Origin of the sequence: Mycobacterium simulans (assembly GCF_900232995.1) — a bacterium.
Taxonomy (GTDB): Bacteria; Actinomycetota; Actinomycetes; order Mycobacteriales; family Mycobacteriaceae; genus Mycobacterium; species Mycobacterium simulans.
In genome coordinates, this window is the sequence record NZ_OCVX01000007.1 from 322,360 (window position 1) to 344,912 (window position 22,553).

The following is a 22,553-nucleotide window of genomic DNA, read 5'->3' on the forward strand; positions in this document are numbered from 1 at the left end:
TCAGGACGAGTTGCGCACGTAGAGCGTACAGCCGTCACAGCGGCCGGTGATGGGCACGGTATGGAATTGCCTCCCGATCAACTCGGCAAGTTGCGGGTAGGCGCGCGGTAGCGAGAACTTCGCCGAGCTGCAGAAGGTTACCAGTTGATCGGGACGGTCGACAGGGCAATTGGGGCGAATCATGCCGGTCGCGTCGAGGATGCAGGCCGCCCGGTCGATCCCGGCGCGGACAATCGGCTCGCCGGCCTCTCGATTGGCAGGGCTCCAGCTCAGAGCCGCCGCGTTAAGGTACGGCATAGCGCTCTGCCAGTCCTGCGCGATGTAGAGTTCGGCGGCCCAGCCCCAGACAACGGCTGGCAACCCGGGTGGGCAGGCGCGCGCCAGTGTGGGGTCGCGGTTGACCGAATTGGAAGAGAACGCAGCGACGACCGCCTGAGGCGGAAGCGGTGCCCAACGGGCGCGGGTGTAGCCGACCATAAGCACGACGGCCGCCGCCAAGCCCATCACTAAGGCCAGCGCGGTTGGCAGTAACCACTGTGGGCGCAGGCGGGCGTCTGGTTTGAGCCGCATTTTGACCGGCATTTTCACCGGCATGGTGGCGGCCAGGCCGACCGCTCCGAAAAACGCGATGAGGTAGTGCGGGTAGCCCATGCCTCCGATCAGCACGGCCGTCAATCCACCCGCCACAAGGACGACGCGGGCCAGATTGGATCGTCGATCGCTGAATCGGCTCAACCAGATTAGGCCGGCGAGCGTGACCAGCTGATACGCCCACGGCCTGATAAGCGCGGTGAAGGTGCTCGTGACCCGCTGCAGCTGAGAACGGCCGCTGCCATAGGACGCGATGAACGTGAAGGTCTGCTCGACCAGCGCCCAGTTCGTCGCTGGCGAGGCCACCATCACCAGCACGATCGCCGCCACTGGCAGTACGGCGCCCGCGATCCACCACAGCAGCGACACGACGACGTGCCTCGCGCTTGGACGCAGCACGATCAGCTGCGCCGCCGCGAAGGCGAGTGCGACCGGAGCGAGCTGATACTTTGCGCCGACCGCGAGGCCGGCCAACACACCGAGGACGCCGAACAACCAGGGTCGCGCCGCCAGTTGTTCGCGTGGTACCAGCGCCGACGCCACGATGAGCAGCGTCGGCAGGTACTCCGTACTTAGCGCACCGAAATCCACCGGATCGCCCACGAGAAATGTTGTCGCGACCGGAAACCACCACACCAAAGTGACGACGATTGCGGGTCCACGGCCGATCACCCGGGACGCGGCGACAAATAGCGCGGCGGCGGCGAGCGCCCACAGAACTGCCGCCAACAGGTGAGCGAAGGCCAGCGTCAACGGCGCGCCGAGCATGCTGAGACCGGCGAGGAAGAGCACCCAGTAGGGGCCGGTGGTCCCGGTTATCCAGGTGCTGAACGGGACCGGAGATACGAGCGCGGCGCGCGCCTGGACCATCAGCTCTGCCTCGTCAGGGTTCAAAAGGCCCCACGCCGTTATCGCCTGGCTGCGCAGGATAGCGGTGGCTACCACCAGCCCAGCCGCGACCGCGATGTTCAAGACTGCGGGCCGCGCGTGAATATTGCTGATGGTCAGTTCCTCCCCTCCGTGGCCGGCCCAAGCCTAACGTGGCGGAGAAAGCGGTGTGCCGGAACCAGATCCGCAACGACATCATCCCGAATTGCTATTTTTCGGTGATGGTCGCAGAGCGCTTGCAGCGCATGAGGACGTGGTGTTCAACCACAACGTGGGGCTCCGCGCGTTGGCAACAAGCTCTCGCGGCGGTGATCGCCGCGTTGACCATCGCGCCGCACTCCTCGGTCGACGCCGGCGTCGGTCTCGATCCGTCGTGGGAGGCTGTCGTCGCGTTAGCCCCGGTCCGGCACATCCTCTGGGGGCCCGACCTGGTGTTCACCTATGGCCCCCTCGGATACCTGCAAACCACCGCCTACTACGCGTTCGACCAATCGATGCTTGCCACGGTCTACCAGTTCGCCGTCGTAGCCGCACTATTCCTTGGCATCGCGGCGGTGCTGCGGCAACGCTGTGCGCCGATGACGTCGCTCATTGGCGCGTTTTTCGCCACCGGGTTAGCCGCCATTCTCCAGGTGGGTCACGGAACGTCGTTGGGCATGATGTACCCCGAGCTGGTCATCCTGGCGTCGTTGGCTTGGGCGTCGGTCCCGATGTTGCAGCAGGATCCCAAGCGTTCGACCATCTTTGTCACGTGCACTGTGCTCGGTGCGGTCGCTGGGTTACAGCTCCTGGTGAAATTCAACACCGGCCTGACCGTCTTGGTCCTCGCACTGGCCGCATCGATGTTGCTCGGCTGGAGGGCCGTGATTCGCCATTGCACAACGTTGGCGGCGTTCGCGGCGTCCACGCTCTTCTGGTGGGTGCTCGCGGGCCAGCAACTGGGGGACCTGCCCGGCTGGTTCAGGTTCAGCGCCGACATCCTGTCCGGGTACAACGAGTCGCAGGCCGTACCCCTCACGCGGTATGCCGTCCCGGCGATCCTGTTGAGCCTTGCGTGGATTGCGGTGCTGTGCGTGATATTTGTGCGCGGCGGCCCGCGCATTCCCCGCGGCTTCGCGCTGCTCGTGGGCCTGTTGACCCTGATCACCCTGAAGAGCGCGTTCGGACGCTTCGACATATACCACTTGAGCATGTTGCTAGGCGTGATCGTTGTTGCGGTGGCGCTGGCCCCTGGCGTCCGGATACGACAACGTGCGTGGGTGCTGACCGCGGTCGTGTTCGTATTCGCGTTCAATTACGGGGCGCCTCAGGTCGGCCAGCGTGTCGTGGCTGCGGTGCAGGGGCCCGTGCAATCGATCGACCGCCTAATAACGCTGGCGGTGCCCGGTCGCGTCGAGCAACGCATCGCACGCGCCAAGGCGCGGCAGCGTGCGACCGACGCGGTTCCGGAGCGCTTCATCAAAACCATTGGCTCACAAACGGTCCACGTCGACCCCGACGAGACATCGGTCGTGTGGGCCTACGACCTCGCGTGGCGTCCCGCGCCGGTGTTCGCGACGTACTCGGCGTACACGCCGTCGCTCGACAAACTCAACAGCGATGCGTTGGCTGCATCGGGGGCCGACGGGCCCGCGTTTGTCCTATCCCGCGTTTCCGCGAAATTGCCTGCCACGGGTATCGACAATCGGCTCGGCACGCAGGAGTCGCCACTGTATTCGCGTGCGCTGCTGTGCAATTACACGCTCAGCGGTGTGGAGAACCACTGGGCGTTGTTCACCCACAGCCGCCCCCGCTGCGGACCGCTTACCCCGCTGTCGGAAGTCCATGTCGACAACAACAACTCGGTCAGCGTCCCGACGCCAAGCCGGGCGGATATGGCCATCCTGGTGGCGGTAGATCTGGAGCCGACCATTGTCGACCGGATCTTCCAAGGCACCGTCGCTCCACTGACCACCTTCACGGTCGTGCTCGACGGGGTGAGCTATCGCCTCATCGCCAAAAATGCGGCCGAACCATTTCTCGTCGTCAGCCCGTCCTCGGTCGACGGCACGAACCTGGATATCCACGCCCACACCGTTGGTATCGGCAGGACCCGAAGTCTGGGCCAGGACGGTGTACGCGCCCGGCTGCGCTTCTTCGAGATGGGCGTTGGGTCGTGACGGATTTGGTGAGTGCGGGTGCGCGCCTGCTGGCGGAGCGGGCACTCGGCAGTGATCGGATCAAAGACCGGGTACTCGTCACCGGCGCGTCGGGCTGGCTCGGCAGGACCGCCCTCGACCTGCTCGGCCCGCTGGGCCTGCCCACGCTGGCGCTGGCGAGCCGGTCCCGGGCCATCCGGGTCGGTGACCTTGAGATCGTGTGCCGCGAGTGGGACGAGCATGAGGTGGCCGAATTCGCGCCGACCGTCGTACTGGACTGCGCGTTTCTCACCCGGGACCGCGTTGCCGACATGCCGCTGGACGAGTTCGTCGCGGCCAACCGCGCCCTCACCGACCGTCTGGTGCACGCGACGCAGCTACCCGGAGTACGCCTCGCGCTTACGGTCTCCAGCGGAGCGGGCGTCTACCCGCGCGACGCGCTAAGCGGCCCGATCGAGGACAACCCGTACGGCTACCTCAAGCGTGAGGCCGAGCGTCGCCTCGCCGAGGCCGCTTCCGAGAGTGGGGCCGTTCCGGTCGTCGCGCGGGCCTGGAGCATCTCCGGTGCCCACGTGCAGAAGCCGCAAGGCTACGCACTAGGTTCGATGATCCAACACGCTGACGCGGGAGCCATTCGAATCATGGCGCGCCGTCCGGTATTTCGCCGCTACGTGCTCGCCGAAGAGTTACTCGCCGTGGGCATCGCCGAGGGGGGCGTCGGGCCGGCCACGATCGACAGCGGCGGAGAATTGGTGGAAATGGCCGAACTGGCATCGCGGGTGGCTGCGGTAGTCCACCCCGGCGCACCGATCAGTCGTGGCGAGGTCGATGCTCGCGACCCAGATCGGTATCACTCCGACGGCCAGGATTGGGACCGGCGATGCCAGCGGTGGGGTTTGGCGAGCGCGCCGCTTGATCGTCAAATCGAGATCACCGCCCGTGGCGTGCTCAGCCGGGCGTGATCAGAACTGGCTCACGACCGCCGCGATTTCGCGCGGAGAATCGGCTTGAACCCATCTGCCGCCGATCGCCATCGTGTGCATGCGCGACGTGTTGATGAGCCAGTAGAACATGTCGAATTCCAGGCTTGGCGACGGCAGCATTGTCTCGGCTAGAAATGCCTCCAGCAGCGACTTGATCACGCCGACGCCCGCTACCAGGTGACCGCCGAAGACGTGCAGCGGATTTGCGGGAACGGGACTGGTGTGATTCGAAATGCCTTTTACCTCACCGTCATACGCGTCGACCACCAGGCGCGGAAAGCGGGAGAAGATCGGCGTGTAACTGATGAAGACGCCATCGACGAGCCGCGGATCGTCATCCGCGGGCGTCACGATGTCGCCCGCCACGAATACGTCTGGATAGCTGAACTCGACGACGCGGTCGGCTGGATATCCGGAGTCGAGGAACTCGCTGAGTTTGGTCAGCGTGGTGGATCCATCCGTGCAGGCGTGCACCCGAAGGGCAGCGGAGTAGGCCAGACGCGCGGCGACCGCCTCATATTCCGCCGTGAAGGCGGAGTCGCAAAGGATCACGACATCCCTGGGGACCCGCGGCTCAACGTGGTGCAGGAAGCGTTCAAGTAGCGTCTCGCCCGTGGGCAGAGTCTGTAACGGCTTGGGCACACCTGAATAGATGGGCGGGCCGCCGCAAAACAGGACAAGCGCTTGGCTCATGTCGAGATCACCAGTTTTGTCTCACGGGCGACCGCCTCGAACGTGATCGCCTCATTGGCGGATATGACCGTGCAAGCTTCATCGACAAATTCTTCATCGAACCCCGCGATCAGCGTCAGGCCGGACGCGCCAAGGTGATACCTGGCAGGCAAGCGGAACCAATCCAGCAGCGGGAAATAGGCAAGGGCATCCCACACGCGCACGTTATGACCGATGAACGCGCGGTGCCGACCGCGCAGCAGGTTGTACGCACCTATGCAAGCCGATCCGTAGCGGTACAGCCCGGCCGACCGCCGATCAACGAGATCGAGTAGCTCCGCGCGTGCCCGGCGCCCCGCCTCGGACAGGCGGGGCGGGTAGGCGTAGTAGATCGGCGCCGAGGCCGCCGCCGCCGGCGGCGCGAAAGGCTGGGACATCAATAGCTCGCCGCACTCGAAAACCAGGTAAATGTCGTGCTCGGGCAGAACCACAACGGAACCGGCGACGACACCGCCGACGACATAGGCGGCCATGAACCCATAGCCAGGCAGTGACAGGACGTAATTGTTCGATCCGTCCAGGGGATCGACCACAAGCCATTCGCCTTGCGCGAGCGCCGCGAGACCGTCCCCGGACGCGGCGCCTTCTTCCGAGAGGAGGCTGCAGCCGGGCATGCAGTCAACGACATAGGCCGCCGCCGTTGCGTGGAGGCGCTGATCCAGCGCCGACACGACATCGCGCGCCTGATCGTCCTTGACTTTCTGCACCATTCTCAGCGCGTTATCTCCGTCGGCGCCAAACACGTTGCAAACCTGCGCGGCGAGGGACAGCAGACTCATGCGAGCTCCCGACGAAGATAGGCGCTGACGCCCGCGAAAGACTTTTCGATGTAACGGGATTCAAGCGAGTCGGGCCGCAGCGACAGATGGTATTTCAAAAAGGCCGGCAGGCCAAACTCATCAAGATGCGACAGCTGGTGAAAGTCCTTGTCGTCCTTCGCCATATAGTGCAGCGCCGCACCGATGCCGATCGTGAGATAGACCGGCCGGACTCCGGAAGACAGAAGTAGTCGTAGGGCCCCGGTGAGACGGCCGGAGGGATGCAGCTTGCGGATCGGCTCGCGGGCGACGCGGCTGACCGGATCGAAAAGCAGCCTGTTCGAGAAGCGCCGGACCTCTTTCTCGGCATAGGACTCGATGAAATGGTGGTCATAGTGGGTCGTGACCTTGAGGGCGTAGAGCAGTTCCTCGATCACCCCGTTGACCACGCGGCGGATCTCCGGCTTGGCCAGCGCTTCGTGCAGGTAGGTGCATCCCGCCATGAAGCCGAGATACGCCGCGATGCAGTGCGGGGTGTTGTGGATGTAGAGCTTCGCGTCCCATTCCTGGTTCAGTCGTTCCACAGGCAGCCACTTCACGTCCGGCAGCGCCGCCTTCAGACTGTCGGACACACGGTCGCTGTGCTGCAGGTACATGACGCCGTTTTCGGTGTGGATCGCGAAGCGATCCTTGGCGAGGTTTTCGGGCGCGGCTGTCGATGAGGTGATGACGTCCGGCACGCCGAAATAGACCGCCTCCATCCCATAGCTCCGTTTGATCCAGTCGACGGTGATCGGATCGTTCTCGAGGCTGTAGATCGGGCAGGCGATTCGCGACACCCCGGCCGGCAGCCGCTCCACGTTTCGCGGCCCGACGGAAATGAAGACGATGTCGTAGTCGGCCGGGTTGAGCTCGCCGAAATCAGCCGTAACCTTTCGCGGCCTCACCCGCATGTGCGACAGGCTCTCGCCATCGCTCATATAAGTGCTGTAGCCGCCCTGCGCGGAAATCCCCGCGGCCAGGTCGTGCGCGGCGTCGTAGAAATCGACATCGAAGTTCGGCAGGATCCAGGGAACAAAGCCGCGGCCGATCGCGCCGCAGCCGATGATCAGAGCGTTAGCCACGAAGGGCCCTCCTTGTAGCTGCGTACGCGCTGCATCACGCCGGTCTCCAGCCCGACCAGAAAACCGGGGGCCTGCTGCGCCAACGCCCGCCCCTGCTGCACGATGGTCGGAGCGGTGAAGAACCGGGAGCAGAAACCTACATTTTCCGTCAACGAAGCAGAAGGCTCCAAGTCGGTTCGGATGCGCGCCAGATTGAATAGTTGGATGTGCGGCGAGAGTTCGTCGAGCCCCGAGCCGCCGGCATGCGGTGTCACCGTGCAATTGCGCAGCGCCGCCACGATCGTCACAAGGATCGCGTCGACGAGACCGAGCATGCGGCACGGGTCGGCCTGGAAGCGATCAATACCGCCATCGATGAGCGCCGACGCAGTGAAGTGATTGGGGCAGTTTTCGCCGGTCACGACTTCGCAAGACAGGCCGTTGTCCTGCTTGTATCGCGCGAGATCTCCGAACAAGCGGACATTGTCGGGCGCGAACGGCTCCTCGAGCCATTTGACGTCTTGGTCCGACAGCAGTCGCAGCCACGCCCGCGCCTCGTCGGCGTCGAGCGTCTGATTGGCGTCGACACAAAGATCGATCCCTTCTGGAACAAGCTGACGTATGTGCGACAGCTTCAGTGCAAAGCCTTCGATGTCGCTGCCGATCTTTATCTTGAACATGGTGATGCCGCGGTCGCGATGCTGGGCGACGATCTGCTTCGCAATCGTTTCAGCGTCATGGCCGATCCAAGTCGTGTAATAGACCGGCAAACCTTCCGCTTTCAGACGGGCGCAACGCGCGTCGATGTCGGAGAGGCCCAGGTCAAGAACCCGGCGCACGGTTGCCGCATCATAGCGCTCGTCGAGATGGCGCAGGTTGATCAGGCTCATCAGAACGTCGGTCGGCAGCCGCGCGAGAAATTCCCACGTCGGCAGACCCACGGATTTCGAGGCGGCGTCGAGCAGCGTGTTCACCACCAATCCGCCGGCCATCAATGGCAAGCCCGCATTCGGCGAAAGCCAGCGCAGCTGCAGGGGATTGGTCAGGGTTTCGTAGAACCCGCGTCCACGCGCCATAAGGTCGCCGACGGTGAATCCGTCGAGTTCGTTGACGATGAATTCCGCGCCGGCGCAGATCATCTCGTTGCCGGCGCCGAGCGTGAACGAGGCGCCGACCGCTGGACCTGCGTCGCGCTCCGCAATCGCCACCGGGTTGGAATACTGCGTGTGCGGGTTGATGGCGTCACTGCCGAAAGATCGGGGTGGGATGTCGAAGCGCAGATCGACGAAACGCCATTGGCCCGCTTCGAACCGGAAGTTGGTCAGGGCCGCCGCCAGCGCTTCAGACGTCACGGTCTCAGACATGGGCCGCTTCGATCGGCGGAGCCATGTCGGCCAGCGATGCACTGACGAACTGGCCTGCAGCGTTGCGGCGCGACGCCACAAGCGGTTCCACCGCCTGATCGACGTACGTAAACACTTCCAGCACGATCGGACCGGAAAGGCCTGGGAGCAACAATTCGTCCAGCACCTTGTCGAGTTCGGCCGGCGACCGCGCGCTGCGGTAGGGCAATTCAAACGTCGCGGCCAGCGATGCGTAATCGGGAATGAAGACGCCATTCGATCCGTCTGTGCCGAGCTTTCTGCCCTCGAAATAGCGATCGTGCGTGGAGCGGATGGAGACGTAGCCGTCATTGTTGTTGATCACATACAGCACCGGAAGGCTCTGCGCCTTGAGCGTCGCCAGTTCGGAGACACACATCATCGCGGATCCATCGCCAGTGACCGCCAGAACAGGCCTGCGCGTGGCGGCGGCCGCGCCAATGGCCAGGGGCAGCGCCATACCCATCGCGCCAAAAGACCCTGACGAGATGTAGTGTGCGCCGTCGGCAGGGAAATAGTGCTGCGCCAGCGCATACCAGACGATGCCCGCATCGGTAACCGCGGCCGAAAAACGATCCGCGCGAGCGTCCAGCGAGGAGACCGCGCGGTAAAGGCACATTCGGCCGGGCACTTCGGCATGTGCGGGATAGGGCAGCAAGTATTTCTCGCGCCACTCGCCGCAAATCGTTCGCCATTCATTCCAGCGCGCCGACTCGGCGCCGCTGAGCGCCGCGATCAACGTGTCGGCGGCAGTCTGTGCCGACAGCCCGAAGGCGTCGTCGACGAGCGCCCGGCGCGCGGCGAGCGTGTCCGGGTCGCATTCAAACCAGATCTTGCGGGACGGCGAGTCGGCGAATTGCGCTGCATCCCATCCGATCACCTGCTGATGCAGGCTGGTACCGATCGCAATCAGCAGATCGCAATTCATGAGTGCGAGATTCGCCGAGCGGTTGGACTTGATCCCGGGGGAGCCAAGGTAGAGGGGGTCGTCGCGGCGGCCCGCTTCGCGTCCGAACTGCGTACATATATAAGGAAGGCCGGCGGCTTCGAGCGCCTTCAAAAGCGCGCCCCGGATGCCCGCGCGAACGACACCAATCCCCATGAGAACTAGTGGGCGTTTTGCATCGCCCAATGCGGCGTCGAGCGCCGCGCGCGCGGGCGCGGCGTCGGCCTCCGTGGATCGGGTGGCACTGGCGGAAGGCGGTGATCGGCGATGCGCAGGCGCAGCGGCGCCCTGCACGTCGAGGGGTATCTCGATAAGGACGGGCCCCGGTCGTCCCTCCTGGGCGATGCGGAGGGCGGTTTCGATTTCCTCGGCCGCCGTCTCGGCGGATCGGAGCACCACCACGTGTTTGCAGATGGGCGCGAAAGCGCGGGTGGTGTCAAACTCGAAAGTGCCGTTCTGGCGAAGCGGAAGCCCCTGAATGGTCGAAGCATCCGCGGATTTGACCTGGCCGGCGATGAACAGGACGGGCGAACTATCCTGCCAGGCAGCCGCCACGGCGGTGAACAAGTGCGCCGCGCCAGGGCCAGTGGTGCCGATGGCAACACCGTAAGGTTTGCCAGAGCGCGCATATCCGTCGGCGGCGACGCCGGCGAATTCCTCGTGGTGGGTGGATATTAGCCTCACGTCCGGCGAGCGCGCGATCGCGTCGACTAGAAACATGATCCCGCCGCCTGTCACGCTGAAAACGGTGTCGACGCCATCATGAGCTATGCGTGCGATCAGCAGGTCGGCGACAGTCATGACGCTCATCACTGGACCCTCGTGCGCGTTGAATCCTGCTTCGTCGCCCCGCATTCGACCGCTGTCCACGCGCGGCAACATCCGTCGGACGGGCTCAATGGATTAAGTCTCTCCTGGCTGATCGACTGGTCTGTGAATTGTCAGGCGCGGTCATATGCCGACCTTCCTAGAAATAATGAAATTGGGTCGTTCTTTTACTTCCTCGTAAATGAGCGCGAGGTACTCGCCTACGACCCCGAGTAGCAAGGCAACTACCCCAAACCCGATCAGCATGACGCAGATAAGCGAACCGAATCCGGGGAAGGGCACCCCGTACAAAACGAATCGCGCTGCGAGCACGAAGACGGCGACTGCCGCGATGGCACTCAGGAAGAAACCCGTGAGCGTAATAAGACGCAGCGGCACGTAAGAGTGGGCGAGGATGCCTTTCCCCGCTAGATCGAGCACCGTGAGCGTGTACGCCTTGGAATCCCCGGCGAAGCGGGGCGCCCGCTTCATCGGCAGACCGATCGACTTGAAGCCAACCCAGGAGAACAGACCGCGGACGAAACGGTTGCGCTCGTTCATCGACCGAACCGTTTCATAGACTTTGCGGTCGACCAAGCGAAAGTCGCTGGCGTTGCTGGTTATTCGGTCGTGTGTGAGCCTGCCGGCCAGCCAATAGAACAGCTGCGAGTTCATCCGGCGAATAGGGCCGGTGCCAGTCCGCTCGGTGACTACTCCGTACACGTTCTCGTAGCCCTGCTCCCACGCGCGGATCATCTCCGGGATGAATTCGGGTGGGTCCTGTAGGTCGGCGGTCATGAGCACGACGGCGTCCGCGTCGACCACATTGAGGCCGGCGGTCAGACCGCCGTCCATCCTGAAGTTGCGGGCCAGTTGCAAGATCTTGAATCGGGGGTCTGCCTCGTGGATGGCGAGCAGCTTGTCCATCGTGTCATCACTCGAGCCGTTTTCCACGATGATCGCCTCGAAGTCGTACTCCGGCTCTGAGTCGAACACCTTCGCGAGCTGGCGAGCTAGTTCCTCGACGCATTCGCTTTCGTTGTAGGCGGGAGCGATCACAGCGATCTTTTTCTTCACTGCCACACCTACTCCCACACTTTCCACGGCGGTTCTCCGCTGTCCCACAGACTGTTGAGCAGTTGCGATTCCCGGAAAGTATCCATTGGCTGCCAGAAACCGTGGTGGGGGAACGCGGCGATCTGGCGCTCTTCGGCCAGCCGGAGCAGCGGCTTGTCCTCCAGTACGGTCTCGTCGCCATCCAGGTAGTCGAAAACTGCCGGCTCGAAAATGAAGTAGCCGATGTTGATCCAGTCTTCGGCCTTGGGCTTTTCCCGGAACGTGGCGACCCCGCCGTCTTGGTCGAGGTCGATGACCCCGAACCGGCTCATCGGCTGCGTTGCCGTAACGGTGGCGAGCTTGCCGTGCGCGCGGTGGAATTCCAGCAGGGCGTGGATGTCGACGTCGGCGATACCGTCACCGTAGGTGCACAGGAATGTCTCATCACCCACGTACTTCTGTATGCGTTTGATCCGGCCGCCCGTCATCGTGTTCAGGCCGGTGTCGGCGACGGTGACCTGCCAGTTGAACTCGGCATGGGAACCGTGGTACCGGATGCTCGACTGGTCACCGAGGGTGATGGTGAAGTCCAGGTTGGCGACCCCGTAGTTCGAAAAGTAATTCTTGATGTACTCACTCTTGTAGCCCGTGCACACTACGAAATCCGAGAATCCATAGTGGCCAAGGATTTTCATGATGTGCCACAGCACCGGACGGCCTCCGACCTCGACCATCGGCTTGGGGCGGAACTCGGTTTCCTCACGCATACGCGTGCCAAGGCCGCCCGCGAGGAGCACTGCTTTCATGACGGGTCGTCCAATCTCATTGCGCTTGTTCCCCCAGCGCGGTTTCGCTGACGCGGCGTCGCGCAGGTGACACACTAGCAATGCCGCCAAGCGCCCGGCGAGGTTTTGCGAGAGCGCTGCATACTATATGAATTACACACTCTTGAGGAGATCTCATTTCAAGACTCGATACCGACATCGGGGAGGGCGGGCTCGAGGAGGATCGCGACGATATCCTCGCGGCGGTTCGCCGCTATGCGAAGCGCAAGCTCGCGACATCCGAGTTCGTTCCCGGCACCACACCGGTCCCGGTGTCGGGCAAAGTACTCGACCCGGAAGACTTCGCTGCACTCGTCGACGCGTCCCTGGACGGCTGGTTAACCGCGGGCCGGTTCCATCCGCAATTCGAGCGCGCTCTCGCTCGGTATGTGGGAGCCCGCGATGCCGTCTTCGTCAACAGCGGGTCGAGCGCCAACCTGTGTGCCCTGAGCGCGCTGACCAGCCCAAAGCTGGGCAAGAACAAGAAGAGGTTCGGGAAACGGCCGCTCGAACCGGGCGACGAGGTGCTCACCGTGGCCTCCGGATTTCCCACCACGGTCAACCCGATCATCCAAAACGGGTTGCGACCGGTCGTCGTCGACATCGAGCTGGGCACCTACGACGCCATACCGGAGCGGCTTCGCGAGGCCGTCGGGCCCAAGACGCGGGCGATCATGATGGCGCACACGCTTGGCAACCCATTCGACCTGGACACCGTGCAGGAGTTATGTGATGAGCACGGCCTCTGGCTGGTCGAGGACTCGTGCGACGCGCTCGGCTCGACCTACGACGGCAAGCGCACTGGCAGTTTCGGCGACACCGCGACCCTGAGCTTCTATCCCGCACACCACATCACCACCGGTGAGGGCGGCGCGGTGTTCGTCAAGTCGGCGCTGGTTCGCAAGCAGGTCGAGTCGTTCCGCGACTGGGGCCGGGACTGTTACTGCGCGCCTGGCAACGACAACACCTGCCAGAAGCGGTTCGAGTGGCAACTGGGCGATCTGCCGAAGGGCTACGACCACAAATACATCTACAGCCACATCGGTTACAACCTGAAGGCCACCGACATGCAAGCCGCGTTGGGTGTGTCGCAGCTAGCGAAGATCGACGGATTCGTCCAGGCGCGCAAGGACAACTTCGCCCATTTGACGTCGCGACTGTCCGGTGTCGACGGGTTGATTCTGCCGGTGGCCACACCCAAGTCGGACCCCTCCTGGTTCGGCTTCCCGATCACCCTCGATCCTGAGCATCCGGCGGATCGCACCAAGTTCATGCAGTTCCTCGACGAGCGCAAGATCGGCTTCCGTCAGCTGTTTGCTGGCAACCTCGTCAAGCAGCCGGCCTACCGCAACGTCGACTTCAGGATCGTGGGGGACCTGACCAACACCGACATCGTGATGAACCGGACGTTCTGGGTGGGGACCTTCCCCGGGCTCACCGGACCGATGCTCGACTTTGTGGCCGATTCCATCCGCGAATACATGGCCGAGGCCGCACGATAGCCGTGCACTATCTGGTCACCGGGCACACCGGGTTCAAGGGGCCCTGGCTGACGCTGCTGCTGCTGAGCCGCGGACATCAGGTGTCAGGCCTGGCCCTGGATCCGGACGAGGGCAGCCTGTTCGATCGGGCGGGGCTGGCCGACCAGCTTGTCTGTGACTTCCGGGTGGATATCCGCGATGCGGAGGCCACTTCGGCGGCGGTAAAGGCGGCTGCCCCGGATGTTGTTGTGCACATGGCCGCGCAGTCGTTGGTCCGCGAGTCGTATCGCAACCCGCGATACACCTATGAGACCAACGCTTTCGGCACGCTCAACGTGCTGGAGGCCGTCGCGGCCACCCCGTCGGTGCGTGCGCACGTCGTGATCACCACCGACAAGGTCTACCGAAATGTCGATCAGGAGGCCGGTTACGTCGAAACCGACCCCCTGGGTGGTGACGATCCCTACAGTGCGTCGAAGGCGATGGCCGATCTGCTAACCCAGTCGTGGATTCGCAGTTTTCCCGGCGTTCCCACCGCAATTGCCCGGGGTGGCAACGTAGTCGGTGGCGGCGACATCAGTCACGATCGGCTGTTGCCGGACCTGGTGGCCGCCTATGCGCATGGCCGGGCGCCGCTGTTGCGGTTCCCGCGCAGTGTGCGCCCGTGGCAGCACGTACTCGACTGTCTCAACGGCTACCTGACCCTCGCCGACGCGTTGTTGGCCGGTTCCGGGCTGGGCCAGTGGAACTTCGGGCCCGGCCGCGACAGCTTCGTTGAGGTTGGCCAGGTCGCTACGCTCGCGGCCGAGCTGTGGGGCGGCGGCGCGCACTGGGACCGCCAACCCGGTGACCACCCGCACGAGGCAAACCTGCTTGCTCTCGATGCCGGTAAGGCCGAACGCGAACTGGGCTGGCGAAATCGGCTCGGCTTTCGCGATGCCGTGACCTGGACGATCGACTGGGCGCGGCGCGTGCACGCCGGTGCCGACCCGCTCACGGTGACCCGCCAGCAGATCGCCGCATTCGAAAGCCTCTGATGACCGAATTCGATCTGCCCCCCGAGTCGGCGCCGCCGGGGCCGCTGATCCGGCTCGTCCGCGACCAGCGCGTGGCATTCCTGATAGTCGGGGCGATCAACACCGTCATCGGGTTCGGGATCTTCGTAGCATGCTCGGAGACGGTGGGCCACCTGGTTGACCACCAGTTTGGCCGGGTCGCGGGATCGCTCGTAACCGTGGGCATCTCGCACGTGTTGGCCGTTCTCTTCGCGTTCGTAATGCATCGAAGGTTCGTGTTCCGCGTCTCCGGACACGTGCTGCGTGATCTCGCTCGGTTCGAGAGCGTCTACTTAACCGCGTTGGCCATCAACGCCGTCGCCTTGCCCGTGCTGGTCGAGCTGGGCTTGCACCGCATCCCGGCGCAGGCAATCATCGTGGCGTCGACCACGTTGCTCAGCTACTTCGGCCACCGCCACTTCTCGTTCCGGCGCGGCGTTACCGACACCTTGGACTAGCTGGGCGGCTTGATCAGAATCGCTTGCCCGCCGGTAGCGAGCCGAAGAATTTGAAGCCCCCGATCTTGGGCAAAGCGGTCGTAACCGATCTTCTGTTGGTAATGGCGGGGCCACCCGTAGTCGTCCATGATGACAATGCCAAAAGGTGAAATCTTCGGCCAGAAGTGCTCAAGCGCAGCGATTTCCGGCGCAGTGCAATTCATGTCGAGGTGCAGGTAAGCGATCTTCTCGCTGGTGACATTTTCCAGAGTATCTGGAACGGCGCCTCGAACCAGCCGCACAAAATCCATTCCGGCGAAGTTCTTCTTGACGCGTTCGTAGCAGTCGGGGTAGTCCATGTAGCCGGCGTGGGACGCCTCCTCCGGCGTCAGCTGGGCGCGGTCGAACCCCTGGAAGGTGTCGAGCAGCCAGAAGCGTTTCCCCAGCCGGTCGAAGTCGGTATGCGTGATGACGGCCATCGCTGTACCGCCGTGGTCAACCCCGCACTCGACGAAGTCGCCGTCGATGGCGGACGCGTGATTGGCGGCCCAGCACAGTACATGGATACGCCAACGGACGTTCCACCTGCCAAATGAGCCGGTGGCCTTCGCGGCCGCGTAGACGCGCTTGAAGTGCTCTGTCTTGCGAAAGTCTGCGTTGGTTGTGGTGAAAAGCCCGTCCTCGTAGAAGCTGGTCCGCATCCGCCGTGCCATAAATAGGGTATTGGCAATCGGGTGCGGCAGATTTTGAATAAAGCTTCGCATTGATCTCCCCGTGGCTTGGTCACTGCTGCAGTTTCGCCGAGGTGCAACTATCTCCCGACGATACGGGGCCGGGACCTGACCTGGTGGCAGGGAGCCCGCCGACGGACGAGAAGTGGTACTGGTGTGCTGCTACTGGGGCCGACCCGATCAAGGCCGCAGCTACCGGCGCCGCCGCCGCGCCACGCCGATCGCCGAAGGATTTCCCCAGCTCACAAGCCCATATCGGCTCGCGCCGGTTACAGCCACGTCAGCACTGGGTGAATTCGCCGGGCGATAATCGCGAAAGCCCCCCGCCAGGCGAACCTGAGAATTAGATTAACGGCCATGACTGCTTTATGTCGCCCGGCAGTCTCGGTGGTGGCCCCTTGCTATGACGAGGAGGCAGTGCTGCCGGAGTTCCTGCGCCGGGTCGGGGAGGTACTGGATTCGTTGGGGGGAACCAGCGAGATCGTCTTGGTTGACGATGGTTCTCGTGACCTGACCTGGGAGGTCATGTCGAAGGCGGCGGCGGAGGATCCGCGGGTTGTCGCGGTTCGTCTGATGCGCAACCACGGTCACCAGCTTGCGCTTACAGCGGGCCTGAGCGTATGCCGCGGCGAGCGCGTGCTGATCATCGATGCCGATCTGCAGGATCCGCCGGAGCTCTTGCCCGACATGATGGCGTTGATGGACCAGGGCGCCGACGTCGTCTACGGCCAGCGGCGCCAGCGCGAGGGCGAGAGCTGGTTCAAGCGGACCACCGCGAGCGTGTTCTACCGGGGTCTTAGCCGCGTAACAGAGGTTGATATCCCCTGTGACACAGGTGATTTCCGTTTGATCACACGCAATGTGCTCGACCTACTGATGGCGATGCCCGAGCGCCACCGTTTCGTCCGCGGGATGGTTGCCTGGATCGGCGGCAAGCAGGTGCCGCTGGTCTACGACCGCAGGGCCCGAGTGGCGGGGGAGAGCAAGTACCCGTTCACCAAGATGGTGCGGTTCGCGTCGGACGCCGTTACCGGCTTCTCGGTCGCACCGCTGAAGCTGTCGATGACGCTCGGTTGGATCATGGCGGCGGTCGGATTCTTCTTCGCGATCTACTCGAGCGTGGGCGCGGTGCTGGGACACACCGTTCCCGGCTGGAGTTCGCTGATGGCCGCGCTGGGTCTGCTCAGCGGCATGCAGTTCCTGATGCTCGGCGCCATCGGCGCCTATCTCGGCCGGTTGTACGACCAGAGCAAAGGCCGGCCGCTGTTCATGATCCGCGAAACCGTCAGTTCGGCCGACGTCGCCGTGCCGATGGTGCCGGCTGCGCCGACGGTGCCGGTTCCGGCGGTGTCCGTTGGCGCCGTGCTCTCGGCGGCAGATCACCTGCCGATTAGTTGAGTGCCATGACTGTCGAGACCTATGCGGACAAAGTTCGTCCGCCAGCGGGGATGACGGGCGTTCCCGGCCCGCTATTTCGGTTGATCCGGGACCAGAGGATCGCCTTTCTCATTGTCGGTGGAATGAACACCGCATTCGGAGGGTTCTGGTTCATCTTGTTCCTGTGGCTGTTTCCGCGCGGACCCGTCGGCTACATGAGCGCATTGACGTGTGCACACGTCGGCGCCGTGCTGTGCGCCTTCGTCCTCTACCGCAGGTTCGTGTTCCGGGTAACCGGTCATGTGTTGCGCGATCTGTGCCGGTTCGAGCTGGTCAACCTCTCGACTCTGGCGTTCAATTTCGCCGTGTTGCCAGTGTTGGTGGAAGTGCTCGGGTGGCCAGTGTTGGTGTCGCAGTTCGCCATTGCCGGGGTGACGGTGGTGTACAGCTGGTTTGCCCACCGGGGCTTCTCGTTTCGCCGCAGCGCAGCTGAGCTCGGCATGGCTGAGCATCAGCAAGCTTGACTGTCACGCCGCGGGTATCCGTTGTCGTCCCCGCATACAACAGCGTTGAGTTCATCGCTGCCACAATGGAATCGATTCTCGCGCAGACCTTCAGCGATTTCGAGTTGGTGGTTTCCGATCACAGCTCCACTGACGGCACCTGGGAGACGCTGCAGCAATTCACCGCGGACCCGCGGGTTCGCTTGAGCCGCTTGGCTTCTGGCGGTGGGGCTCCGGCGAACTTCAACGCCGTGACCGACCTGGCCGCCGGCGAGTTCATAAAACTGGTGTGCGGCGACGACCTGCTTTTTCCCGACAGCTTGGCAGCGCAGGTCGCGGCACTGGATGCACACCCTTCGGCGGTGATGGCCGCTAGCGCCAGGGACGTCATCGACGCTGCGGGAACGCCGGTGTTGCGCAACCGAGGATTGGCGGGACTACGCGGCGAGGTCAACGGCACCGAAGCCATCCGGCGGACCGTTCTGGCCGGCACGAACATTTTCGGCGAACCCGCCTCGGTTTTGTTCAAGCGCCGCGCCCTCGTCGACGCTGGCGGTTGGGACGGTCGCTTGCCGTATCTCATCGACCAGGCGACCTACTGTGCGGTGCTGCTGCGCGGCAACCTGGTAGCGGTTCCTCGGTCTCTTGCCGCGTTCCGGGTCAGCGAATCTCAATGGAGCGTGCGGCTGGTGCGTGCTCAAGCGGACCAAGCGATCGGTTTCAGCCGCGAATTCGCCGCTGCGCACCCCGGGCTACTCAATCGCCGCGATCTGCTGGTTTGCGGTGTGAGAGCTCGAGCGAACGCGGTCGCCCGGCGCGGGGTGTACCGCTGGCTGGGACGGCGCATGCGGGCCGACGCACTCAGCGGCAGCCGTTGAGCCGGCGGCGACCGTCAGGAGTTGATCACTTCCGCCGAGAGGGTAGCTTTCGGCGAAGCACCTCCAGGGCGGACGGCCCGATAAACACGGGCAGCCGCTTCTTGAACTCCTCGTCCTCTTTCTTGCTGAGCCCGCTCGTGTCGTTGTAGTTCGCAACAACGATGTCCATGTAGCGGGTAACCAGCGCGGGGTTGGAGAAGCAGCGGATATTGAAGTCCCAGTCAGCCCACAGCCGGTAGCGCAGGTTGTAAGGTCCGATGGTTTCGAAAAGCTTGCGGCGGTAGAAGATCGCCTGATGGCAGATGTTCTGCTCGAATAGCAGACGGTCCACGTCAAAGGCGCCGGCGTAGCGGGTTGACTTTGAGCGCATGATCACGTCGCCGTAGACCAGGTCGCTGGGCTCGTGTTCGCCGATGAAGGTGGCTACCCGCGCCAGGGTGTCCGGCTGGTACAACGCATCGTCGGCGCCCAGGAAGAACATCCACGTACCGTTGGCCATGCCGACGCCATGGTTCATGGCGTCGTAGGGGCCCTGGTCGGGGCCGGAATGGATGATCAGACGCCCGTCGAGGCCGGGGGCGTAGCTATTGGCGATGTCGGGTGTTCCGTCCGTCGAATCGCCGTCGACGAGGACCACCTCGAAGCCGCTGTAGGTCTGGCTGCTGACGCTGTCGAGGCACGCGCGCAGGGTGGACGCCACATTGAACGTCGGGACAATGATCGAGAACAGCGGCGCGTCTACCGGGCGACTCACTCGTCGTCCTCACGGAAGAAGATGCCGTCGGCCTGCAACGTTCGACCATTGCGCAAATCCGTAAAGCAGGGCTGCAACCCCGTCAGCGTGAAGCCCAGCGAGTAGGCGAGGTCGAGCGCTTCGCGTATGAGCATGCCGCCTTCGTAGAGAGGCAGGAACGACAGTTCAAGTTGCATCCCGACGCAACGTTCATTCACCGTTGAGGTGCTACCGGCCAGCACCTGCTTTTCAAATCCTTGAACATCTATTTTCAGGAATGCCGCATCGCCGGGTCGCAGAATTTCTGACACCACAGAATCAAGCCGGTGTATTGGTACTTCCTCGGTGCCAACATAATTTGCCGGAGGAAACGCGTCCTGATGGCTTTTCAGCATCGGTAATACCGAGCTGCTTTCCCCCGCATTGCCAGCGATATTTATCGTGATGGTTCCGTCGGAGTCGCCCAGCGCACACCGTCGGCACTCCCACCGAGGATCGGCCGATGCTTTGCGCTCCAACTGGGAAAATGGCCCCGATAGCGGTTCGAACGAGACGATGCGGCCGTTGAAGCCAGCCGCCCGGAGGCCGGCGCCATATTGCCCCGAGTTGGCGCCGACATCAAGGATGACGTCTACTTCATGTGATTTCAGTTGGTTCATGAAATTGCGCTTCGAATCTAAGTCAGCTCGGTAGCGGGACACCTCGATACCGGTGCGACGCACGATTTCACGAGCGCGGTACGACAAATTCACTGCGTCACACTAACATCCGCACTTCATTGCCTCGTCATTGCCTGACTGAGGCGGCGTTATCGCGATACCACGCGACGGTCGATTCGATGCCGTCAGGTAGCGCGATTCTGGGCTGCCATCCGACCTCCCGTAACACCGAAACGTCCAACAGCTTACGCGGCGTTCCATCCGGTTTGGTTGCGTCCCAGCGGGTTTCGCCGCAGTAGCCGACCGCGTCGGCAATCATCTCGGCGATTTCACTGATGGTGTGGTCCACGCCGGTACCCACGTTGACCTGATTCGGTCCGTCGAAATGTTCCAGCAGGTACAAACATGCGCTCGCCATGTCATCGACATGCAGCAACTCGCGCCGGGGCGTTCCGGTGCCCCAGTTCGTCACTTCCGGCGCGCCACTGGCTTTGGCCTCTTCGTACCTGCGGATGAGTGCGGGCAGCAGATGCGAGCCCGATGGGGAAAAATTGTCACCCGGTCCGTACAGGTTGGTGGGCATCGCCGAGATCCAGGCCAGCCCATACTGGCGCCTGACCGCTTGCACCTGAAGGATGCCGGCGATCTTGGCGATCGCATAGGCATCGTTGGTCGGCTCCAAGGGCCCGGTGAGTAGCGCGCTCTCCGGGATCGGCTGCGGGCTGAGTTTCGGGTAGATGCACGACGAGCCAAGAAAGAGTAGCCGCGGTACCCGCGCTGCCACGGCGGCGTCGAGCAGATTGACCTGTATCTGAAGGTTTTCGGAGAGAAAATCTGCGGGATAGGTGCTGTTGGCCATGATGCCGCCGACTCGGGCGGCGGCATCGATGACCACCTGAGGCCTTGACGTGAGGATGAAATCGAACGTCGCGTCGCGATCCGTCAGATCGAGTTCGTTACGTGACCGCACAAGAAGATTGGTGAATCCCTCTTCGGAGAACTTGCGTACCAAAGCCGACCCGACCAGCCCGCGGTGCCCGGCGATATATACCGACGCCGCCCGGTCAAGGGCGCCGACCGCAACGTCGGTAGTCATGCCTGACCGGCGAGGGTCGGCTTGTCGATCCACGGTTTGCCTTCACACTCCAAGGCGGCGATGTCCGCATCCACCATGATTCGAGCCAGTTCGGCACTGTGTACGGAAGCCTTCCACCCGAGGAGTTCCGCGGCCTTGGTCGCATCACCGATCAGCGAATCCACCTCGGTGGGGCGCAGATAGCGTTGGTCGAACTTCACATGTTTCTGCCAGTCGAGGCCCGCGTGATCGAATGCGGTCTGCGCAAAATCTTTCACGGTGTACCCACGCCCCGTCGCGAGAACGAAGTCCTCGGGCTCGGGAGCCTGCAGCATTCGCCACATCCCTTCGACGTACTCCGGTGCATACCCCCAGTCGCGAACGGCGTCGAGGTTGCCCATGTAGACCTCAGATTCGAGACCGGCCTTGATACGTGCCACAGCTCGCGTGATTTTTCGCGTCACGAATGTTTCACCGCGCCGCGGTGATTCGTGATTGAACAGGATGCCGTTCACGGCGAACAATCCATACGCCTCTCGATAGTTGCGCGTCGCCCAGTACGAGTAGACCTTGGCCGCGCCATACGGTGACCGTGGATAAAACGGCGTCAGCTCGTTCTGAGGTGGCGGTGAAGCGCCGAACATCTCCGACGAAGATGCCTGATAGAAACGGCATTGCACCCTGGACAGCCGGACAGCTTCCAGCAGCCGCATTGATCCCATGCCCGTGGTGTCGCCGGTGTGCACGGGTTCGTCAAAGCTGACGCGCACATGTGACTGCGCCGCAAGGTTGTACACCTCGTCGGGTTCGATGGTGCTGAGCAACGTCACCAACCGGGTGCCGTCGATGAGATCGCCGTAGTGCAAGAACAGTCGAGCGCCCGCCTCGTGTGGATCAACGTAGAGGTGATCGATCCGCGATGTGTTGAACGTCGAAGCTCGACGGATCAGCCCATGGACCTCGTATCCCTTGCTCAGTAGCAGTTCTGCGAGATAGGAGCCGTCCTGTCCTGTGATTCCGGTTATCAGCGCTCGCTTCACTGGATTCCCACTTCTGTCGGTGCACGCACCCCGGCGTGTCGCCGTCAGCGTGACACGGCGTGCGTGCGTCTTCCAGACCGCCTCTGTGCCCGGATTTAACGTACAGGACATCGCCGATTAGGGTGAATGAGTGCTCGACGGGGCACGGTCCTGCTATCCGTTCCGCCACGCCCGGTTCTCCCTCCGAGCCTGGATGCGAATCCCGCGAAGAGCGAGTTACCGGTTCCACCAAGGCTTTCCGGCAAAGAATGGTGTTGCCGTAGCACCAGCGTTTCCGTAGCCAAGCGCCCACGGGCCGAGCCAGCCGCTTGCCCACAGTAGGGTAATCAATCAACCCTGCTGCGGCGGGGGCGTGGTGGTCAGGACGCTCGGGGGA

21 protein-coding genes are annotated in these 22,553 nt (G+C 63.2%); 8 read left to right on the forward strand and 13 right to left on the reverse strand.

Features of this window, described 5'->3' with window-relative positions:
• On the reverse strand, positions 1-1,563 hold the full coding sequence (locus MSIMFI_RS23650) for a hypothetical protein (protein ID WP_224770401.1): 1,563 nt from the start codon (positions 1,561-1,563) through the stop codon (positions 1-3).
• A gap of 83 nt (positions 1,564-1,646) precedes the next feature.
• On the opposite strand from MSIMFI_RS23650, the gene MSIMFI_RS23655 reads away from it, so the two are divergent.
• Positions 1,647-3,638, forward strand: coding sequence for a hypothetical protein (locus MSIMFI_RS23655; protein WP_224770402.1), 1,992 nt, complete (start codon positions 1,647-1,649; stop codon positions 3,636-3,638).
• The gene (locus MSIMFI_RS23660) at positions 3,635-4,579 is read left to right on the forward strand and encodes an NAD-dependent epimerase/dehydratase family protein (protein ID WP_191499400.1); all 945 of its coding nucleotides are present in this window, start codon (positions 3,635-3,637) and stop codon (positions 4,577-4,579) included. The genes MSIMFI_RS23655 and MSIMFI_RS23660 overlap by 4 nt, the downstream gene beginning before the upstream one ends.
• Here the strand turns inward: MSIMFI_RS23660 and MSIMFI_RS23665 are convergent, their stop codons facing one another.
• From MSIMFI_RS23665 to rfbF, 7 genes are all read right to left on the reverse strand, one after another.
• Positions 4,580-5,293, reverse strand: coding sequence for a hypothetical protein (locus MSIMFI_RS23665; RefSeq protein ID WP_191499401.1), 714 nt, complete (start codon positions 5,291-5,293; stop codon positions 4,580-4,582).
• Positions 5,290-6,111 carry an inositol monophosphatase family protein gene (locus MSIMFI_RS23670; protein WP_191499402.1) on the reverse strand — a complete coding sequence of 274 codons (822 nt, stop codon included), beginning with the start codon at positions 6,109-6,111 and terminating at the stop codon, positions 5,290-5,292. Before MSIMFI_RS23670 ends, MSIMFI_RS23665 begins: the two co-directional genes overlap by 4 nt.
• Positions 6,108-7,214 (reverse strand): mannitol dehydrogenase family protein, encoded by a 1,107-nt coding sequence (locus MSIMFI_RS23675; protein ID WP_191499403.1) that lies wholly within the window; start codon positions 7,212-7,214, stop codon positions 6,108-6,110. Before MSIMFI_RS23675 ends, MSIMFI_RS23670 begins: the two co-directional genes overlap by 4 nt.
• On the reverse strand, positions 7,199-8,557 hold the full coding sequence (locus MSIMFI_RS23680; protein WP_191499404.1) for an enolase C-terminal domain-like protein: 1,359 nt from the start codon (positions 8,555-8,557) through the stop codon (positions 7,199-7,201). Before MSIMFI_RS23680 ends, MSIMFI_RS23675 begins: the two co-directional genes overlap by 16 nt.
• Positions 8,550-10,331 (reverse strand): thiamine pyrophosphate-binding protein, encoded by a 1,782-nt coding sequence (locus MSIMFI_RS23685; protein ID WP_191499405.1) that lies wholly within the window; start codon positions 10,329-10,331, stop codon positions 8,550-8,552. The genes MSIMFI_RS23680 and MSIMFI_RS23685 overlap by 8 nt, the downstream gene beginning before the upstream one ends.
• 141 nt (positions 10,332-10,472) lie before the next feature.
• Entirely contained in the window at positions 10,473-11,405 is a 933-nt protein-coding gene (locus MSIMFI_RS23690) for a glycosyltransferase family 2 protein (RefSeq protein ID WP_224770403.1), read from the reverse strand.
• Between the two features lie 8 nt (positions 11,406-11,413).
• Positions 11,414-12,190: a glucose-1-phosphate cytidylyltransferase gene (rfbF, locus tag MSIMFI_RS23695; protein WP_191499406.1), complete on the reverse strand. Its 777-nt coding sequence runs from the start codon at positions 12,188-12,190 to the stop codon at positions 11,414-11,416.
• A gap of 176 nt (positions 12,191-12,366) precedes the next feature.
• Between rfbF and rfbH the strand changes: the two genes are divergently transcribed.
• The 3 genes from rfbH to MSIMFI_RS23710 are packed head-to-tail and all read left to right on the forward strand — an operon-like array spanning position 12,367 to position 15,202.
• On the forward strand, positions 12,367-13,710 hold the full coding sequence (gene rfbH / locus MSIMFI_RS23700) for a lipopolysaccharide biosynthesis protein RfbH (RefSeq protein WP_191499823.1): 1,344 nt from the start codon (positions 12,367-12,369) through the stop codon (positions 13,708-13,710).
• A 2-nt stretch (positions 13,711-13,712) separates the two neighbouring features.
• Positions 13,713-14,726, forward strand: a complete 1,014-nt coding sequence (rfbG, locus tag MSIMFI_RS23705) for a CDP-glucose 4,6-dehydratase (protein ID WP_191499407.1) — start codon at positions 13,713-13,715, stop codon at positions 14,724-14,726.
• On the forward strand, positions 14,726-15,202 hold the full coding sequence (locus tag MSIMFI_RS23710; protein WP_191499408.1) for a GtrA family protein: 477 nt from the start codon (positions 14,726-14,728) through the stop codon (positions 15,200-15,202). The genes rfbG and MSIMFI_RS23710 overlap by 1 nt, the downstream gene beginning before the upstream one ends.
• Here MSIMFI_RS23710 and MSIMFI_RS23715 read toward each other — a convergent pair.
• On the reverse strand, positions 15,199-15,882 hold the full coding sequence (locus MSIMFI_RS23715) for a TylF/MycF/NovP-related O-methyltransferase (protein ID WP_186242875.1): 684 nt from the start codon (positions 15,880-15,882) through the stop codon (positions 15,199-15,201). The two genes, MSIMFI_RS23710 and MSIMFI_RS23715, sit on opposite strands and share 4 nt — an antisense overlap.
• A 387-nt stretch (positions 15,883-16,269) precedes the next feature.
• Between MSIMFI_RS23715 and MSIMFI_RS23720 the strand changes: the two genes are divergently transcribed.
• Genes MSIMFI_RS23720 through MSIMFI_RS23730 form a run of 3 tightly spaced genes read left to right on the forward strand, consistent with a single transcriptional unit; the run spans position 16,270 to position 18,670 of the window.
• Positions 16,270-17,310: a glycosyltransferase family 2 protein gene (locus MSIMFI_RS23720; protein ID WP_191499409.1), complete on the forward strand. Its 1,041-nt coding sequence runs from the start codon at positions 16,270-16,272 to the stop codon at positions 17,308-17,310.
• A 5-nt stretch (positions 17,311-17,315) separates the two neighbouring features.
• Positions 17,316-17,813 carry a GtrA family protein gene (locus MSIMFI_RS23725; RefSeq protein ID WP_224770404.1) on the forward strand — a complete coding sequence of 166 codons (498 nt, stop codon included), beginning with the start codon at positions 17,316-17,318 and terminating at the stop codon, positions 17,811-17,813.
• Positions 17,810-18,670, forward strand: a complete 861-nt coding sequence (locus MSIMFI_RS23730; protein WP_191499410.1) for a glycosyltransferase family 2 protein — start codon at positions 17,810-17,812, stop codon at positions 18,668-18,670. The genes MSIMFI_RS23725 and MSIMFI_RS23730 overlap by 4 nt, the downstream gene beginning before the upstream one ends.
• 25 nt (positions 18,671-18,695) lie before the next feature.
• On the opposite strand, the gene MSIMFI_RS23735 is transcribed toward MSIMFI_RS23730, so the two are convergent.
• The 4 genes from MSIMFI_RS23735 to gmd are packed head-to-tail and all read right to left on the reverse strand — an operon-like array spanning position 18,696 to position 22,177.
• Positions 18,696-19,400, reverse strand: coding sequence for a glycosyltransferase family 2 protein (locus MSIMFI_RS23735; protein WP_191499824.1), 705 nt, complete (start codon positions 19,398-19,400; stop codon positions 18,696-18,698).
• A 20-nt stretch (positions 19,401-19,420) separates the two neighbouring features.
• Positions 19,421-20,155: an FkbM family methyltransferase gene (locus tag MSIMFI_RS23740; protein WP_191499411.1), complete on the reverse strand. Its 735-nt coding sequence runs from the start codon at positions 20,153-20,155 to the stop codon at positions 19,421-19,423.
• A gap of 34 nt (positions 20,156-20,189) precedes the next feature.
• Entirely contained in the window at positions 20,190-21,158 is a 969-nt protein-coding gene (locus MSIMFI_RS23745) for a GDP-L-fucose synthase family protein (RefSeq protein WP_191499412.1), read from the reverse strand.
• Entirely contained in the window at positions 21,155-22,177 is a 1,023-nt protein-coding gene (gmd, locus tag MSIMFI_RS23750) for a GDP-mannose 4,6-dehydratase (RefSeq protein ID WP_186242881.1), read from the reverse strand. Before gmd ends, MSIMFI_RS23745 begins: the two co-directional genes overlap by 4 nt.
• Positions 22,178-22,553 lie beyond the last annotated feature (376 nt).